Consider the following 16,954-nt stretch of genomic DNA (forward strand, 5'->3'; position numbering starts at 1 on the left):
TTGGTGTTTATTTTACCCATCGCTTCGATACCACATGTATTTAAATTATAGACTTAAACATCTAGATAGCGAATGGATCGATCTCAGCCTTACCCGCTCAAGTTCAGATATTTGGCTGAGTACATTTGGGTAAAAAAAATATACTTTAGATGTATCGATCGAACTTTTACGAACTGTTTTTTTCGGCACTGCCATTGACTAAGCTTACTTAGTACAGGTTGCTTCAATTTATCAGTTACTGACAGCTTACACCGTACGTTGATGCTCATAGCATCCGTATTTGCAAAAGTCAGTAATCGAGTTTTAAACTCGATCGAAACTTAATTTCAACTTGTTAAAAACCGTCGATTGCGTCATAATATCATGTCCACAAAAAGCCGATCTTTGTTGAGTATTGAAGCTACTGCGGCAACTCTTGAAAAACTTATCAATGCGCTTTCCAATCATCAGAAGTATACTATTCTGACGTCGATCGATATCAGTTTGTTCCTGACTTCTATTATTGCGGCGATCGGCTTTGAGTGGGGATTTGACCGCATTCCGATGGGGATGTGGCACCTCAGTAAGTTCGTGGTGCTAGAAATTAGCATCAAAATTGGACTATTCTGGGCTTTTAGAATCTATCAGCAAGTATCGCGATATATCGATGGCGAATTCATTTTGACGATCGCCAAGGCTGTAATCACTAGCACTATAGCGATCGCGGCGATTGGTAATTGGTCGATCGCTCCGGCAATTCCAGTTTCTGTCACGGTCAATGATGGCATGTTAACCCTGATTTTGGTCATCGCCTTCCGCCTCAGCGTCCGGCTGACGATGAGCAAAATTCGTCAGATTGACGGTCGCGGTCGAGATAGCTGTGGGGTGGTCATTTATGGTGCTGGCAGTGCTGGCTGTATCCTCGCTCAAGCCTTGGCTGGCAATGGGAAACGACCGATCGGATTTGTAGACGATAGCCCCTATCTCCAAGGTCGCCACATTCAAGGTATTAAAGTATATGCTCCAGCCGAATTGCTCAAGCTCAAAGCCAATATCGGGTTTGATGAAATCCTCCTGGCGATGCCGTTACTCGATGGCAAACGCAAACGCGATATTTTAGCCACATTGCAAGTGCTAGGCGTACCTGTCAAAACCGTACCGAGTATTGCTGAGATTCTCAATGGTCAGGTGTCGATCTCGAAAGTACGCGAACTGGAGATTGAAGATTTGTTGGGTCGCAAAGCGATCGCCGCTCGTCCCGAATTGTTACAGCATGATATTACTGGACGAGTAGTGTTGGTCACGGGTGGTGGTGGTTCCATCGGTTCGGAACTCTGTCGTCAGATCGCCAAGCAACATCCCAAACTGCTGATTGTTTATGAGTTTCACGAATTGTCGCTCTATACAATGGCGATGGAACTAAACGAGAATTATCCCCATCTCGACAAAGTTGCCTGCTTGGGTTCTGTTACCGATGCCCAAACCTTGACCCAAGTTTTGAATAAATATGGTGTCGAAACGATCTATCACACAGCAGCTTTCAAACACGTACCGATCGTTGAAGACAATCCACTCTATGGCGTCATCAACAATATCAATGGTACGCTAGTGACCGCCAAATGCGCGATCGCTTGTGGCGTCAACAAATTCGTACTCATCTCTACTGATAAAGCCGTCCGCCCCACCAACATCATGGGTGCAACCAAGCGGGTGGCAGAGTTGGTACTCCAAGGTTTAGCCGACCACCCCAATCATCATACTTGCTTCACGATGGTGCGCTTTGGGAATGTCTTGGGCAGTAGTGGTTCTGTCGTGCCTCGGTTCCGCGAACAGATTGCTTCAGGTAGCTCGATCACAGTGACACATGCCGATATTACTCGTTATTTCATGACGATCCCTGAAGCTGCTACGCTGGTGATCCAAGCTGGTGCGATGGCTCAAGGTGGGGAAGTATTTCTGCTAGATATGGGCGAACCTGTCAAAATCTACGATCTGGCTACTCAAATGATCCGATTACATGGACTGGAACCGCACAAGGATGTCCACATCGAGATCGTTGGGTTACGCCCTGGTGAGAAGATCTACGAAGAATTGCTGATCGATTGCGATGCGGCGTTGGTGACGGGACACCCGAAAATCTTCTGTGCTCATGAGGCTAAATTAGGCTGGCAAGAGCTGTCACCGCAACTGGATACTTTACTAGCGGCTGCGGCGGAAGGTAAAGTCACCGAATGCGTATCTGCTCTGCATCGATTGGTGCCTGAGTATCAACCGATGGGACAATATGCTCAGGTCAAATATGCCGTGGTAGCCGTGTAAGCGAGGCTGAGTTGTCGCCACGCATCGATCGTCATCCCCATCTAAGTTCACATCAAAGTAAATCCCCAGTCGATCGAGGCTGGCTTCTGTCAGTAGCCTGGTGGCTGGCGGAAATCGCCAGTAATGCGATCGATTTCTTGGGCGATGGCGAGTAACTCCATCTCTCGCCATCGCTGACCGATAATTTGTAGCCCGATCGGTAAACCTGCCTGAGTACGGGCGATCGGGATAACTACAGCCGGATGTCCGCTGAGGTTGAAGGGGATGGTGTAAGCTCCATTTGCCACGGCGTGGGGATAGGATCTGCCATCGATATCCACTGCACTCCAGGCTGGGCGATGGGTAAAAGCTGGTGTCGCGGCTACAGGTACGATCCAGACATCCCAAGGCTCCAAGGCTGTATCCAGATCGGCGATAACTCGATCGCGTGCTGTCAATGCTTGAAAATAACCCTCTAAAGTCGGATTGAACATTTCGGGCAAAAAGCGACTAAAATTGCCCAATTGACGTAATTGGCGATCGCCTTGAGTTGCCGTCCGCCATAATATTTTGAGGCTGTGCTGGATGGTGTAACGATTGACTGGTTGGGCATACCTGTTCAAATAGGCAGACATCCGTCCGTATAATCCGAAATTGGCAGCTAGATCGAAGTTAGGTGGCATCCAGCGATCTACTTTTGCACCTGCGGCAGTCAACTTTTTGGCACTCGCTACCATTGCCGCTTTAATCTCCGCTGCGACAGGGACTTGTGCCCATTCATCGCTCCAAGCAATCTGGAGATCGGCGAGAGATTTAGTCGGAGGTGCATCGAGTGGAATTGGCGGCACATCTGGTTGGCGCGGATCTACGCCTGCAATTAGCTCGAAACACAATCGCAGATCCTCTACAGATCGCGCTAAACAGCCCACCGTCATCATTTGCCGCAAACAGACAGGCATCCCTGGGACTTCAGGAATCGCGCCAGCCGTAGAAATCCGGCGATCTGTGGGCTTCAAACTACATACGCCACAAAAATGTGCGGGTTGACGGAGCGAACCCCCAAAATCGTTACCAACATCTAAAGCTGAAAATCCCGCCGCCACTGCCGCAGCACTACCGCCAGAACTGCCCCCAGGCGTATATTCGAGCTGCCAAGGATTATTTACACGCGGAAATAGAGAATTGGTGCTCTGAAAATCTCCACCCAACTCAGCCATATTACTCTTTCCCAAGATAATTGCGCCAGCAGATCGCAATCTGGCAACTATAGTTGCATCTTGGTGGGGAATATAATCCTTGAGCGGGATATAACCCGCTGTAGTTCGCACTCCTGCTGTCTCGAAAATATCTTTAACCGTAATTGGCACACCATGCAATACACCCCAATTCTCACCGCGATCTAGGGCTAAATCGGCTTCCTTGGCTCTAGTCAGTGCATTTTCGGTATCTAGAGTGCAAATTGCATTGAGCTGGGCGTTGTGGCGAGATATCTTGGCGATGTGCGCCTCAATAACTTCAACTACCGAAACTTGGCGATCGCGAATTAGTTGTGCTAGTCGATGAGCAGGGAGAAAGGTGATGTCATTCATCAGCGGGCGACCGTTATTTTTGATAAAGTTAACTATATTCACTATTAGTTAATAATATTAACTTAATTCTTGATGGGTCGTCCAATTAAGGCAAATTCACTCACTTCAAAGCATGTAATTGATGCAGCGATCTCCTGTCTCGATCGAGAAGGTGAATCGGCTCTAGGTGTAAATCGGGTGGCGCGGGAATTGGGAATCAAACCGCCAGCGATATACAAGCATTTAGATGGAAATACTGGATTACGCCGCGCCGTAGCGTTGCAAATTTGGCATGATTATTTGGCAGATTGCCGCAGCCAAACTACTGGTATTAGCGAAAAGAGGTCATTATTTCTGGCGGGTGCGCGGGCGACTCGGAACTTCGCCACCGCATATCCCGCCAGATATACAGTGATGATGCAATACCAATTGCGCCCCAGCGACTTAGAAGAAGCCAAAATCATTCACTACTCACTCGGTTTTTTTCAGGAGGTGCTACAACTATCCGAACTCGGTCAAGCTGCTCTCATCGATACGATGCGGATAGTCAATGCGGCGATTTATGGTTTTATTATGAGAGAAAAATCTGACTTGATGACGCTCGATCGCTCTCCTGGTGATAGCTATGAGGTGATGTTGGATGCACTCATCGTCGCGATCGAGTACATCCAGCAACATCGCCAAGCAGCATGAATATCTTTATTCCTTCGAGACTAACTCCTTCCGTTGCGAGAATCCCCAGGTGAAAATAATTGCCACCAGTACGATCGTCAACAACTCAGGAATCTCTAAATCGGGGTAAATGGCACGTACCAATAGCTTGACGCCCACTAAGCCCACCGCTACATAGCCAGCATCTTCGAGATGAGTATATTCTGCTAGCCAGCGGATAAATAATTCCGCCATAAATCTGAGTAAGATAATCCCGATCGTCGCGCCACTAATCACCAACCACGTATCGGTTGATACAGCGATCGCCGTGGCGACACTATCTAAAGAAAATGCCAAGTCAGTCACAGCAATAATCGGAATCACCTGCCATAGCGAAGTATATTGAGGGCGTTGTGGTTCGCCATCTTCATTCTTTCCGGCTGTAAAGTACTGAAACACCAGCCAGAGGAGATATGCAGCACCCAGCACCTGAAATTGCCAGTAGCGTACCACCCATGTCGCGGCGACAATCAATGTCATCCGCAGAATATAAGCAAACAACAAGCCGAGATTGAGGGCTTTGGGACGGAGTTTTTCATCGACCAAGCCTTGGGAAATGGATGCTAAAGCGATCGCATTATCGGCAGATAGTACTGCTTCTAGCGCGACTAGGACTAGGAGTAGGATGGGCGTAGACATACCAATATCTACTGGTAACTCGATCGGTGGATCTATCATCGATAAAATGAATGGAATGGACAAAAAGGTGCGCGATCGATTTATATGTATGAGCGATCGCTAATGCTACCAAACGGCTCGGAGCTGTTCTTATTGTAACTGGAACATCCAGATCGGCGATGGGGCAGCTCGATCCTCACTCTCAGTGTCGAATTAGCGAGGGTAGTGAGTCGATGGTGGATGGTGGATGGTGGATGGCGATTGTCGATCGATTGGGTGCGAAGGGAGTAGATTCGATCGCCAATCTCAGCTGGAACTCACGCTCATTGCGTAGCTTGAGAAGGCAAACATTGTGATAAAATAGTAATTGGATACTAAAATATCCAAACGACTGTCCAGTCTCGATCTCGGGTTTTGCTTGGTGCAACACCCGAGTGGGAAAGCATCTACCAGTGGATGTCATTTGTCCCCCAACCTCACTTTTTACCTATGAATAGTTGCATTTTAATGGCGGAGATTATCAAAAATCCCGAACTGCGTTATACCGCTGACAATCAGATGGCGGTAGCTGACATGTTCGTCCAGTTTGCGCCGTCACCAGGCTCCCGCCCAGACGATCGACATCCGACGATCGAAGTTGTGGGGTGGGGTAATCTGGCAACAGAAATGAAGGAAAATTTTAAAATCGGCGATCGCGTGACGATCGAGGGGCGTCTGCAAATGAATACGATCGAGCGCGATGGCTATAAGGAAAAACGCGCCCAACTAGTCGCCAGCCGTCTTTATCACATGATGGCGATCGCTGCTCCCACTACTACACCATCAGCCGCCCCAACTGGAGTCGCTGCGGCTCCTAGTTCGCCACCACCGAGCAGTCGCACTGCGACTACCGCTCCGCCTCGTGAGGCGGAGCGTCCAGCTTTTGATGCTGAAGACGGCGATAATATTCCTTTTTAGTCTCGTCGATTGGCTCCCATCCAGCGGCAGGGGCAATTTACGAATTATCCTTACCGCTGGCTACCAATGCCGCCACCAGCCCAGGTAAGGTATATTCCGTCGCCTCAATATCCACCTTCCCCAGTAACTCCCGACAAGTAGCTGAAGTCTGAGGGCCGATCGACGCAATGAGCACCCGCTCTTGCCAGTCCGGTGGTAGGCTGGTGCCAATTAGTTGACAAAAATGTTTGACAGTTTTGGAACTGGCAAAGGTAATAATATCTACTTGTCGATCTTGTAGCGCGAGTAGAATAGCGGGATCGATCGCGCTCGGACATTGAGATTCATACGCCGCTACTTCGACGACACTCGCCCCGCTGTCGGTAAATGATTGGACTAATAATTCGCGTCCACCCGTCTCTACTCGCGGAAATAAGATCTTTAATCCGTTCACTGCTACTGGGAAAGTACTCACCAACCGCTCGGCGACAAAATCAACTGGGATAAAGTCGGGTGTAATCCCACGCTGTTGGAGCGATTGGGCGGTTTTTTTGCCGACGACAGCTATTTTAATTCCCGCCAGGGCGCGACTATCCTTGCCCACATGGTGAAGCCGTGCGAACAAGGCATCAACCCCATTGGTAGAGGTGAGGATCGACCAGTCAAAATCACCCAAGCTGGCGATCTCGCGATCGAGATCCTGCCAGCTACTCGGCGGGACGATCTCCAATGTCGGCAGTTCTAGCACCCGTGCGCCATGCGATCTCAGCAGTTGACTAAATTCGTGTGCCTGTCCGGCAGCGCGGGTGACTAGGATCGTTTTGCCAGCAATGGCAGCAGATTTTGACGGCTCATCGATCGTGAAATCCCGATCGGTTCGGGAACCCGAGATCCCCCACCGCAGATACTCACGCAATCTCACCACTTGTCCGATGACGATGACTGCTGGCGATAGCTCCACCTGGGCAGTTTCCGAGATGACTCGACCGAGATCTGAGACCCAGACTTGTTGCTCAGGCGTGCCTGCCCAGCGAATAATCGCGATCGGGGTGTTGACAGAGCGATCGTGTTTCAATAACTGAGCGACGATCTCGCCCAATTGCCGCGCCCCCATCAAAATTACCACCGTCGGCATCCGTGATAGCGCGTCCCAATCGAGATCGTCAGGGAGATGAGCGGTAATCACCGCAAAACCGCTGCTCAATACTGGATCGGTAAGCGGAATCCCCGCCAGCAGCGGTGCGACTAGCGCAGTAGACAAGCCTGGTACGACCTCATACTCACAACTAGCCGCAATCAGCGCATCGATTTCGGCAGTTACCCGCCCGAAGATGAAGGGATCGCCACTTTTGAGCCGGACTACCACTCGTCCGGTGTGGGCGTATTCTACTAGCAATCGATCGATTTCAGATTGGGGCACACTGGGCTGTCCGCCCCGCTTACCTACATTGACCAGCACGCAAGTGGCAGGGACGAGATCGAGCAAACAACGATCGACCAAAGCATCATAGATCAGCACTTCTGCTCGGTTGAGGATCTGTTGCGCTCGAATTGTCAAATAGGAGATCTCTCCTGGCCCAGCACCGACAATGTATACTTTGCTCATCAACCGTGAATGATAACTAATTAATTACTCGCACATCGCGCATCGACCGTCCCGCTACTTCTTCTCGACTCAGCCGCCGCCTACCCAGCGATCCCCGTCACAGCCTTCGATCGGGAGATCGGATCGATCTATCACATTATCACAAATTGTCGATCGGACTCGCCGATATCGCCAATTTGGTGTAAGAATATAATATGGTTCCCTGTTGACGAGCAGTAATGCGATCGCGTCAACCAATACTGTGCGGTAGCTTGCAACCGTCGGATCGTCCGAGCTGGGCGCAAGCACAAACAGGTTCTGACGATCTCGCTCGCCCCGAACGACGATGGCAGCCAGAACAGACAGCAATTTTGTCCGAGGGAAGAGGCTGTGCCGATGGCAGGCTTCAGCCAACACCAACGAGTTGCGCCAGCGACGGATTGGGGTCAGTCACCAGCATTATGTAGCATCGATCGGGTGTTAGAAAACCACTACCAGGTAATAGCTTTCATCTAAATATACTAAATTTCGTCATTACCGCATTAGCATTGTGTAGATAACTATCTGGTCTTGTCCAGATCGACCAATCATCTAGACCAGAATCGAGATCATCAATAGGGACATAGTGGATGAACAACGGCAAAGTCAGAATATACGAACTGTCAAAGGAATTGAATTTGGAAAATAAGGATTTATTGGGAATTTGTGAGGACTTGAATATTGTGGTCAAAAGCCATAGTAGTAGTATTTCTGAAGCAGAATCAGAACAGATTACCAAAGCAGCTAACACGAAATTTCCCGATCGTCAAAATAAGGCACCGCGTCAGATCGCCACAGATAAGGTTGAATCTTCATCTGCCCTCAAGAGCGATAAGCCATCAGCACCAAACCCAGTTGCCGCGACCATTGTCAGCCAGGGCGCACCACAGCGACCAGCCGAACCCAACAAAGCACGGATCTTGCAGATCGATCGCCAAAGTGATAGTCAGACCAAGCCATCGTTGATGCCTCAGTCACCACTGCAAGCCCAACAACCGCCGCAGCGACCCGCGACACCCCCAGCCTCCGCCAGCCGTCCGGTCGTGCGTCCGACACCTGTGGGTGAAGGTGCAGCCCCAGTCAGACGTGCCGAAGCTGGTGAAGGTACCAACCCAGCGCGGGTACTCAGAACGGCTAGCCCAGTTGTCCCCCCAGCACCCAAAGCCCAACTATCAGGGCCACCAGCCCGTCCTAGTGCCGCCGAAACTGGCACCTCAGAGCCAAGCAGTGGTGATAACGCGGATAGTCAGATCCCGACTACCCCCAGAGCCGCAGCTCCCAGTAAACCCATCCCCAAATCTCAGCAAGTCAAGAGCGAACCCAGCGACCGACCGACAGTTGGTGCGCCGACGCGGAGTCCCGCAACTGGTGTCGTCCGCCGACCAGTAGCCAAATCCGAAAATGCCCCACCCCCCCTCAACCGCCCGCCCGCCAGAATCGTCCAAATCAAGCCGCAAGGTAGTAGCCCGACTCGCCCTGGCGCACCCAGCAAAGATGGTGCTGCCAATGAGAAGGATGACAACACCCCCACCACGGTAGATCTCGAACTCAAGCGACCACCACTGCGGAAACCAATCAACAAAGGCAAAGGTTGGAGCAAAGAAGAAGAAGAAATCGAAACCGCCAAGGCGAAAGTTCCAGCCAAAGGCAAGCGGGTCAAAACAGTTGTCATCGATGATGATGATGATGACGATCTCGATGGTAATGATAACTCGACTGAGACCATTGTCAGTCTGTCGATCGCTCGACCTGCCAAGCAGAAAATCGGCAGCGGTGGTGGCATCCGACCCGCAGCGGTGCCCGCTCAACGCAAGAAACCCGTCATGAAGGGGGATCAACAAGCCAAAGAACGCAGTAGCAATAACAAGCGGGAACAGAAAACCACTGTAGACAAGCCCGAATCGATTACGCTCATGGGCAGTATTACCGTCCGTGACTTAGCCGAAATGCTCCTCGTCCCCGAAACTGAAATCGTCAAGCAGCTCTTCTTTAAAGGAATTGCGATCAGCGTCACGCAGATCCTCGATGTGGGTACTGCCACGATGGTAGCCGAAGAAATGGGTGTAGCTGTAGTGACAGGTGTCGAACAAGCTGCGGCAACGAAAGTGACCGAAATGCTCGATATCGGTGACTTCGACTTGCTCCAACGTCGTCCGCCAGTAGTCACGATCATGGGTCACGTCGATCATGGTAAAACTACATTGCTAGACGCCATTCGATCGACCAAAGTAGCCCAAGGCGAAGCTGGCGGCATCACCCAGCACATCGGTGCGTACCACGTTGATATGCTACATGAAGGCGTCAATCAACAGGTAGTCTTCCTCGATACCCCCGGACACGAAGCCTTCACAGCCATGCGGGCGCGGGGAGCACGAGTCACCGACATCGCCATCTTGGTAGTCGCTGCCGATGATGGTGTCCGCCCCCAAACCATCGAAGCCATCCGGCACGCTCAAGCAGCAGAAGTACCGATCATTGTCGCCATCAACAAGATCGACAAACCAGGTGCCAATCCCGCTCGTGTCAAACAGGAATTGATCGCCTTTAATCTTCAGTCAGAAGATCTCGGTGGCGATACCATCATGGTCGAAGTCAGTGCCCTCAAAGGTGAGAACCTCGATAGTCTGCTAGAGATGATCCTCCTAGTCGCAGATGTCGAAGATCTCCATGCCAATCCCGATCGCACCGCCCGTGGTACGGTGATTGAAGCTCACCTCGACAAAGCCAAAGGTCCCGTCGCCACACTCCTGATCCAAAATGGTACCCTCCGCGTTGGGGAGACTCTAGTTGCCGGACATGTATTTGGGAAAGTGCGGGCAATGGTAGACGACCGCCTCGCGCGCGTCGAAGCTGCTGGCCCATCCTTTGCTGTTGAAGTCCTCGGCTTGAGCGATGTACCGCAAGCTGGTGACGAGTTTGAAGTCTTTATTGAGAAAGAAGCTCGTGCCATTGCCGATGTCCGGTCTGCCGAACGCCGTCAATCGCGACTCCAACAGATGATGGCTTCTCGTCGGGTGACCCTCAATAGCTTGTCTGCTAAGGCACAGGAAGGAGAACTCAAGGAACTCAACCTGATCCTGAAAGCTGACGTGCAGGGTTCTGTCGAAGCGATTCTCGGTTCGCTCCGCCAACTTCCCCAAAACGAAGTCCAGGTGCGCGTGCTCCTCTCCGCAGCAGGTGAAATCACCGAAACTGACGTAGATCTAGCCGCAGCCAGTGGTGCCGTCATCATCGGCTTCAATACTACCCTCGCCAGTGGTGCGCGGGCTGCCTCAGATGACGCTGGTGTCGATGTCCGCGAGTACAACATCATCTATGCCCTCCTGAGTGATATTCAAGGCGCGATGGAAGGTCTCCTCGATCCCGAACAGGTCGAAGAACCATTGGGTCAAGTCGAAGTCCGAGCAGTATTCCAAGCCGGACGTGGCAACATCGCTGGCTGTTATGTCCTCTCTGGTAAAGCACTGCGTAACTGTAGCATCCGCGTCCTCCGCAAGAATCAGTTAGTCTTTGACGGTACACTCGACTCCCTCAAACGAGTCAAAGATGATGTCCGCGAAGTCAATGCTGGCTTTGAATGCGGGATTCGTTTAGACAAGTTCAATGCCTGGGAAGAAGGCGATATCATCGAAACCTTCCAAATGGTCAGCAAGCGTCGGGTATTATCACCTGTGTAGGTCTTAAAGCGTCAGTGCAACTGACCGCAGATAATCGATCGAAACCCCAACTTCCTAGTCAGGCAGTTGGGGTTTTTGCGGCACTTTTTGCGGCAATTATGCCACCGGATGTAGTATTGAGCCACAATCTCTGGAGATCGACTCGAATCGGCGGCAATGTTGCCAGAATTGATGAATGAGGGACTAGTCATCCGACAAGTTCCCTAGCTCGGATTCTGCATTAAAGTTCGGGGCATCCCCTAGCTCAAATCTTTCCCCCGGGTCTGAAGTACTTATCTAGTAAGTGTTGTAGTGATGCGATCGCGCATTAGCTTCGGGTCGATCTGTGAGGCTATTCTGTAGACATGGAAACAAACACCACCCCACAGGAGCAACCGAGATGACCATTAATTAACTGCATCGATTTCAAACTTCATGTAGTGAGTAGCTTAATAGCAAAGTGCCATTTTTACCCGCAAGGGGCGCAGATCTGAGGGTTATCGCTATTAACGAATCCCCCCTCGATCGTCGGAAATGCGGGTGCAACTCCCGCCTCACTACCTCATCGGTGGATCGCCAAGTAGTAAGGCAACTATTTTATTCCTTATTCAACCAACTTACCCGCCAGGGACGACAGAGTGAGGGTTATCGGGTTTAGCCATTCGCAGGTGCAACTCCTGCTCCACCTAATTTGGGATTGTAACTCAGTGGTAAGAGTGTCTGCCTGTCTAGCGGAAAGTCGCGGGTTCAAATCCCGTCAATCCCGTCCGACTTTGAATCAGAGTTGGTAGATCTGGAACTGTAGCTCAATGGCTAGAGTAATCGCTTGATAAGCGATCGGTTGTGAGTTCGAGTCTCGCCAGTTCCATAATGACTTTTTAGTCATAATTTGCTCCCATCGTCTAAAGGCTCAGGACACGGTGCTTTCTACACCAAAATAGGGGTTCGATTCCCCTTGGGAGTATTACTATTTCCGCCGGAAATTTGGGGGCAAATTCCACTCTGCTGAATTTTCACATTATCGCCCTCACGGGCTGAAGGAGGTTACCACAAATCATGGTTTATAATTTCTTTTTCGGTAACAAACAAGTCCAAGCAACACCCCAAAATCAACCCATTCCTGGACGTAAATCGGAAATGATTCAAGGTAAATCGGGTGGTTATATGTTCGAGGCTGGGATTTGGCGCACATTGCGTCGGTGTTTGTTAATCGGTACTGGTAATGGTAGCTACTATGCAACTAAATGGGAATTAACTAATGATTTCGTCGATGTTTTGGAAAAAGCGATCGCCGCAGATCCCGATCGCGTGGCGCAGGAAATCGTTTATGCTGCTGACGGTCGATCTATTAATAACAGTGCGCCAATTTGGGCATTAGTATTACTCTCGATGGGTGCATCTCCTGCTGCGAAAAAAGCTTTTCAATCGATATTTCCGCAAGTCGTGCGGACAGCCAGCCACTTTTATGAGTGGATGAGCTACACCAAATCCGTGCGCGGTTTCGGTAAAATCGTCCGCGAAGCTGGTAAAAATTGGTTGTCTCAAGGCGATACCAAAGCCTTGGCTTATCAACTGTTGAAATATCAACAACGCCACGGTTTTTCCAATCGCGACGCCTTGCGATTGTTTCATGCCAAGCCGCCAACCGCAGACCGCGATTTATTGTTTAAATGGGTAACCAATGGGTGGGACAAACTGCCCCCAAAACCACCTACAGACGCATTGAATCAGATCTGGTGGTACGAATGGTTAAAACGCAATCCAGAGCACACTCAGACGGCAATCTCCAAGGGTCGCTTGACTCATGAAATGGCTGCACCTGTGGGCAAAATGGATGTAGGTGCTTGGCAGTTATTATTTGAAGATATGCCGATCGGTGCCTTGCTACGAAATCTCGGTTCTTTAACTGAAATTGGTGTTTTGGCTTACGCCAAGAAGTCCAATAAAAATCTCAACAGAGTCGCATCAATCCTCAATAGTAAAGAACACTTACGTAAAGGACGCATTCACCCGATCGATGTTTTGAAAGCACTCAAAACTTACCAATCCGGTGGTAAATTGGGAAAAAGTAGTAAAACTTGGACGCCAGTACCGCGCATCGTCGATATTTTAGAAACTGCGCTCGAAATGTCCTTCGATGCGATCGAGCCGACTGGTAAAGTATTTATGCACGCTGTCGATATCTCTGGTTCGATGTCTTACTACTCCGTAAGTTCGATTAATCTCACCTGCTGCGAAATCGCGACGACGATGGCATTAGTATCGGCAAAAGCGGAAAAAAACTATGCAATCCGTGGATTTTCAACCGACTTTATCGATCTGCAAATCAATCGGACTGACTCATTTAGTTCGGCAATAAAAAAAGCTAGCGATCTCAATTTCGGTGGCACCGATGCTAGTTCTGCTTTTAGATGGATGATAAAAAATAACTTCTATGCAGACGTAATTTGCTTGTGGACGGATTGTGAAAGTTGGGCGGGAGGTCAACACCCTACTCAAGCTTTAGCTGAATACCGTCAAAAAGTGAATCCTGATGCTAAAGCCATTTATATCTCTTTGGTGCCAAACAATATCTCTCTAGTAGATCCCCAAGATCCGCACTCTTGGGATATTGCTGGATTCGACCCGAGCACGCCAAGATTGATTCAATCGATCGCCAGTGGCGAGTTATAGTTTTAGCTCTCATTCCCGACCCGCTCCTGACTTTGGGAGCGGGGATTTTTGAGAGATCGAGATTATCTAATTTTGTTGCGCTGTCGGTCTAAACCAAAATAAATATTAGATAATAGAAATTAGACCCAACTTAATTTAGATTTAAAAAAATGGCTAATGATAACTTAGCTCAAACCGAGCAGATTTAGGTCAAAATATCTACACTCGTTGACTTCGATCCTCAAGCTAGTCAGTTGGTGACGATTGCGCCTAGGAGCGGTAACGCCATCAATGGCAAAAAGCGAGTTATCACCTGTTATTTTCATGGCTACTGTCATCAGTTATTCTTTGGGAAGGTGTGAGTGTTGACGATCGTTGGCGGATTAAGATCTGGGTGGTGCGCTCGTCACCGCTGGCTCACTACCATCGTCATCACTCTGAGCACAATCCTTGCAAGTCATCTTACAGCTCTCACCGAGCAACCCAATCGATCTAGGGTTAAGCCACTGGCGAATGGCATCTATCTGTATGGTGAAACCGCTCTACCCAATGTCGTGGGTAAAGAATATATTGTCTTTGAAAGAATTGGCACTAAAGTACGCGGGGCTTTCTATCTGCCGCGCTCGGAGTTTAGTTGTTTTTACGGTCAGTTTAGAGGACCGAGCCTCGATGTGACCCTCTTTGACCCATTCGATCGTCAGAAGTACAATTTCACCCTCACTGTCAATTCCAATGGTCTGACCGCCAGCAAGCAGCCCAAGAACAGTCAACCTGCCTATCAACCGCTCGGTAAGATTAGCCCTAACGATCTCCGGATCTTGGCTGCTTGTAAGTTGCAGTTGCCAAACTAGCCACACTCGACCTGGATTCAGTAGCATCCAGAACTATGGCGACAAAAAGGTGAAGGTAGCCGATCCTTCACTCCGATGGCAGCGTGAGATCGATGAAGAAACCGACCTCAGCTGCGATTGCTGCGCTCGAAAAAATAGTAGTTAATGTGGATCGATCCGAGCGGGTTTAGTAGCTGGGTTTGCGAAAATCGCCACGACTTTGACCGCCGCCGCCAGACTCTTCGCGGGGACGTGCCTTGTTGACCTTGAGCGAACGACCCATCCACTCAGCACCATCGAGATTTGTAATTGCATTGTCTTCGTTGGCATCATCAGACATTTCAACAAAGGCAAAGCCGCGCATTCTACCAGTCTCACGATCCATCGGGAGTACGACGCGTTTGACTGTGCCATAATCCTCAAAAACTGTTTTTAAGTCTTCTTCGGTGGCTTGGTAAGACAGGTTTCCAATATAGATGGTCATGAGATCGATAAAGCTGGATGTAAAAACTTACCGTACTAGCTCGGCAAAATCGGCATCAAACGTTACCAACAAAGTAACGAAACTTCAGCTCGATCGGCGATCGTCATGGTAGCGCGATGATGTTGGCGGTGGCTACTCAGATCGGTAGTTATCCAAAAATCTCGAAATTTACCGACAATCGCACTGAACTAGTAATGATTATTTTTATCATAGCCGATCTATCGAGGTTTTATGACCGATCTTTGATTACCAGTTCAGTGATTTTTATCACGACCTATTAATTAAGTAAATGTACCTAGTACTAGTCTAGTCGATATCGATCGATTGGGGGCCAGATTGGCTGCTCGATCTGGTTTGATTACCAGTCGGCGTAAATCCTGCTTGCTTTTCTAGCCATGTTTTCACGGGGTCATCAGTGAGATTCAATCGGAGCACGCCTGAGACAAAACCGCTACAAAAGGCGGCGGGATCTTTGGTCAGTTCTTTAAAAATAGGTGTCAGTTCGTTCAAAAGCATAATATTTATCGGACTAACTGGGAGGATATCTGCTGTCTCAAGTTTAGCTCAAACAGGATCGATCGGGGTTCAGACTTGTGTACTTGTGTCAAATTAGGTATCGAGGGTAGTGAGTGAATGGTGGATGGTGGATGGTGGATGGTGAATGATGAATGGTGGGCAAGCTAAATCGTCTACATCGAACGTCAGCGCGCAGATTCGGTCACGATTGCGATGAGATCGATCGCTTAATTTTCAGCAGCGGCTGGGGGTCTTACTCTCGCTCTATTTCTGGCTCTAGGTTTGACCGTTGGCTTGGCAGCCGCTGGTGTGTCAGTCGCCGCCGCCGCTGCTTTATCGATATTTCCAGCTTTGACCCAACCTTGGCGATTATCAATCTGGGATTGAATCAATACCCATTGTTTATCTGCACTGGTTTTGATAATGGCAACTTTGGCATTAAAGGCCACGCCGCCTAGCTTTTGGGCACTAGGATCGGGTTCTTTTTTGAGGGACAACCCATCTTTCCACAAGACTTTCGCATCGTAGGCTTCCGGCGGCAGCTTTAACGGTGCATCGGGATCGGCAGGGATTGTGGCGGCTGGCGATGCAGTGGGTTTGGCAGTTATTGGCTTGGGCTTGGGCTTGGGTTTGGCAGTTACAGGTTTACTACCACTTTGCTCCTCAGCAAATACGGGTTTCGGTGGGCGGTTACTCATTTGGGTCACAAAAAAATAATAACCCGCTCCACCCAAAATTCCCATCAATCCAAGCAATCCAGCTAGAATACCGATGAGTAATTGCAGAGATTTTAGTGCGCCATTCATAAGTTAGGTGTTAGGGATTAGGCTTTAGGCTTTAGGTGTTAGATAAGGAATGAGGATTAAATAACCTACAATTCTAAATTGAACTTGTGATGGTACGCTCGCGCTGTCTTGTCTTGATTCGCTAAACCCTCGGCAAAGCCGAGGAGCGCGAGCCGCTTGCGCTAACACACCGTACTTTATTTAATCCCCATTCCTAAGTAGATCTTAGAGATGGATCGCCGAATATTAGTTATCAATTTTAAAATCATTTCAGGTATTACCAAGCCTAAAGCCTAA

Annotated in this window: 14 protein-coding genes and 2 tRNA genes; 9 read left to right on the forward strand and 7 right to left on the reverse strand. The window is 49.4% G+C overall.

The genetic code is table 11. From position 1 onward, the window contains the following. The first annotated feature begins 363 nt into the window (after positions 1-363). Positions 364-2,298 carry a polysaccharide biosynthesis protein gene (locus tag ACEW9I_RS14750; RefSeq protein ID WP_373541090.1) on the forward strand — a complete coding sequence of 645 codons (1,935 nt, stop codon included), beginning with the start codon at positions 364-366 and terminating at the stop codon, positions 2,296-2,298. Positions 2,299-2,387: 89 nt separating this feature from the next. On the opposite strand, the gene ACEW9I_RS14755 is transcribed toward ACEW9I_RS14750, so the two are convergent. Next, positions 2,388-3,866, reverse strand: a complete 1,479-nt coding sequence (locus ACEW9I_RS14755) for an amidase (protein ID WP_373541125.1) — start codon at positions 3,864-3,866, stop codon at positions 2,388-2,390. A 72-nt stretch (positions 3,867-3,938) separates the two neighbouring features. Here ACEW9I_RS14755 and ACEW9I_RS14760 point away from each other — a divergent pair, with 72 nt between their 5' ends. Then, complete coding sequence (locus tag ACEW9I_RS14760) at positions 3,939-4,538, forward strand: TetR/AcrR family transcriptional regulator (protein ID WP_373541091.1); 600 nt, start codon at positions 3,939-3,941, stop codon at positions 4,536-4,538. Between the two features lie 6 nt (positions 4,539-4,544). On the opposite strand, the gene ACEW9I_RS14765 is transcribed toward ACEW9I_RS14760, so the two are convergent. Then, positions 4,545-5,234 (reverse strand): hypothetical protein, encoded by a 690-nt coding sequence (locus ACEW9I_RS14765; RefSeq protein ID WP_373541126.1) that lies wholly within the window; start codon positions 5,232-5,234, stop codon positions 4,545-4,547. Positions 5,235-5,663: 429 nt separating this feature from the next. Between ACEW9I_RS14765 and ACEW9I_RS14770 the strand changes: the two genes are divergently transcribed. Further along, entirely contained in the window at positions 5,664-6,131 is a 468-nt protein-coding gene (locus tag ACEW9I_RS14770) for a single-stranded DNA-binding protein (RefSeq protein WP_373541092.1), read from the forward strand. 37 nt (positions 6,132-6,168) lie between these two features. Here ACEW9I_RS14770 and cobA read toward each other — a convergent pair whose 3' ends face one another. Then, positions 6,169-7,716: a uroporphyrinogen-III C-methyltransferase gene (cobA, locus tag ACEW9I_RS14775; protein WP_373541093.1), complete on the reverse strand. Its 1,548-nt coding sequence runs from the start codon at positions 7,714-7,716 to the stop codon at positions 6,169-6,171. Positions 7,717-7,934: 218 nt separating this feature from the next. On the opposite strand from cobA, the gene ACEW9I_RS14780 reads away from it, so the two are divergent. Further along, on the forward strand, positions 7,935-8,162 hold the full coding sequence (locus ACEW9I_RS14780) for a hypothetical protein (protein ID WP_373541094.1): 228 nt from the start codon (positions 7,935-7,937) through the stop codon (positions 8,160-8,162). 162 nt (positions 8,163-8,324) lie between these two features. After that, on the forward strand, positions 8,325-11,411 hold the full coding sequence (gene infB, locus ACEW9I_RS14785) for a translation initiation factor IF-2 (RefSeq protein WP_373541095.1): 3,087 nt from the start codon (positions 8,325-8,327) through the stop codon (positions 11,409-11,411). A gap of 11 nt (positions 11,412-11,422) precedes the next feature. On the opposite strand, the gene ACEW9I_RS14790 is transcribed toward infB, so the two are convergent. After that, positions 11,423-11,602: a hypothetical protein gene (locus tag ACEW9I_RS14790; RefSeq protein WP_373541096.1), complete on the reverse strand. Its 180-nt coding sequence runs from the start codon at positions 11,600-11,602 to the stop codon at positions 11,423-11,425. Between the two features lie 481 nt (positions 11,603-12,083). Between ACEW9I_RS14790 and ACEW9I_RS14795 the strand changes: the two genes are divergently transcribed. The 4 genes from ACEW9I_RS14795 (at position 12,084) to ACEW9I_RS14810 (ending at position 14,893) form a co-directional block, all read left to right on the forward strand. Beyond that, positions 12,084-12,156, forward strand: a tRNA-Asp gene (locus ACEW9I_RS14795). Positions 12,157-12,185: 29 nt separating this feature from the next. Continuing rightward, positions 12,186-12,258, forward strand: a tRNA-Ile gene (locus ACEW9I_RS14800). A 188-nt stretch (positions 12,259-12,446) separates the two neighbouring features. Then, positions 12,447-14,063, forward strand: a complete 1,617-nt coding sequence (locus tag ACEW9I_RS14805) for a TROVE domain-containing protein (protein ID WP_373541097.1) — start codon at positions 12,447-12,449, stop codon at positions 14,061-14,063. A 341-nt stretch (positions 14,064-14,404) separates the two neighbouring features. Next, positions 14,405-14,893 carry a hypothetical protein gene (locus ACEW9I_RS14810; protein ID WP_373541098.1) on the forward strand — a complete coding sequence of 163 codons (489 nt, stop codon included), beginning with the start codon at positions 14,405-14,407 and terminating at the stop codon, positions 14,891-14,893. Positions 14,894-15,059: 166 nt separating this feature from the next. Here the strand turns inward: ACEW9I_RS14810 and ACEW9I_RS14815 are convergent, their stop codons facing one another. From ACEW9I_RS14815 to ACEW9I_RS14825, 3 genes are all read right to left on the reverse strand, one after another. Then, positions 15,060-15,356, reverse strand: coding sequence for an RNA recognition motif domain-containing protein (locus ACEW9I_RS14815; protein ID WP_373541099.1), 297 nt, complete (start codon positions 15,354-15,356; stop codon positions 15,060-15,062). A gap of 306 nt (positions 15,357-15,662) precedes the next feature. Continuing rightward, positions 15,663-15,872: a hypothetical protein gene (locus ACEW9I_RS14820; RefSeq protein ID WP_373541100.1), complete on the reverse strand. Its 210-nt coding sequence runs from the start codon at positions 15,870-15,872 to the stop codon at positions 15,663-15,665. 227 nt (positions 15,873-16,099) lie between these two features. Beyond that, positions 16,100-16,678: an SH3 domain-containing protein gene (locus ACEW9I_RS14825; RefSeq protein ID WP_373541101.1), complete on the reverse strand. Its 579-nt coding sequence runs from the start codon at positions 16,676-16,678 to the stop codon at positions 16,100-16,102. Positions 16,679-16,954 lie beyond the last annotated feature (276 nt).

The sequence above is a fragment of the Chamaesiphon sp. genome (assembly GCF_041738855.1).
Taxonomy (GTDB): Bacteria; Cyanobacteriota; Cyanobacteriia; order Cyanobacteriales; family Chamaesiphonaceae; genus Chamaesiphon.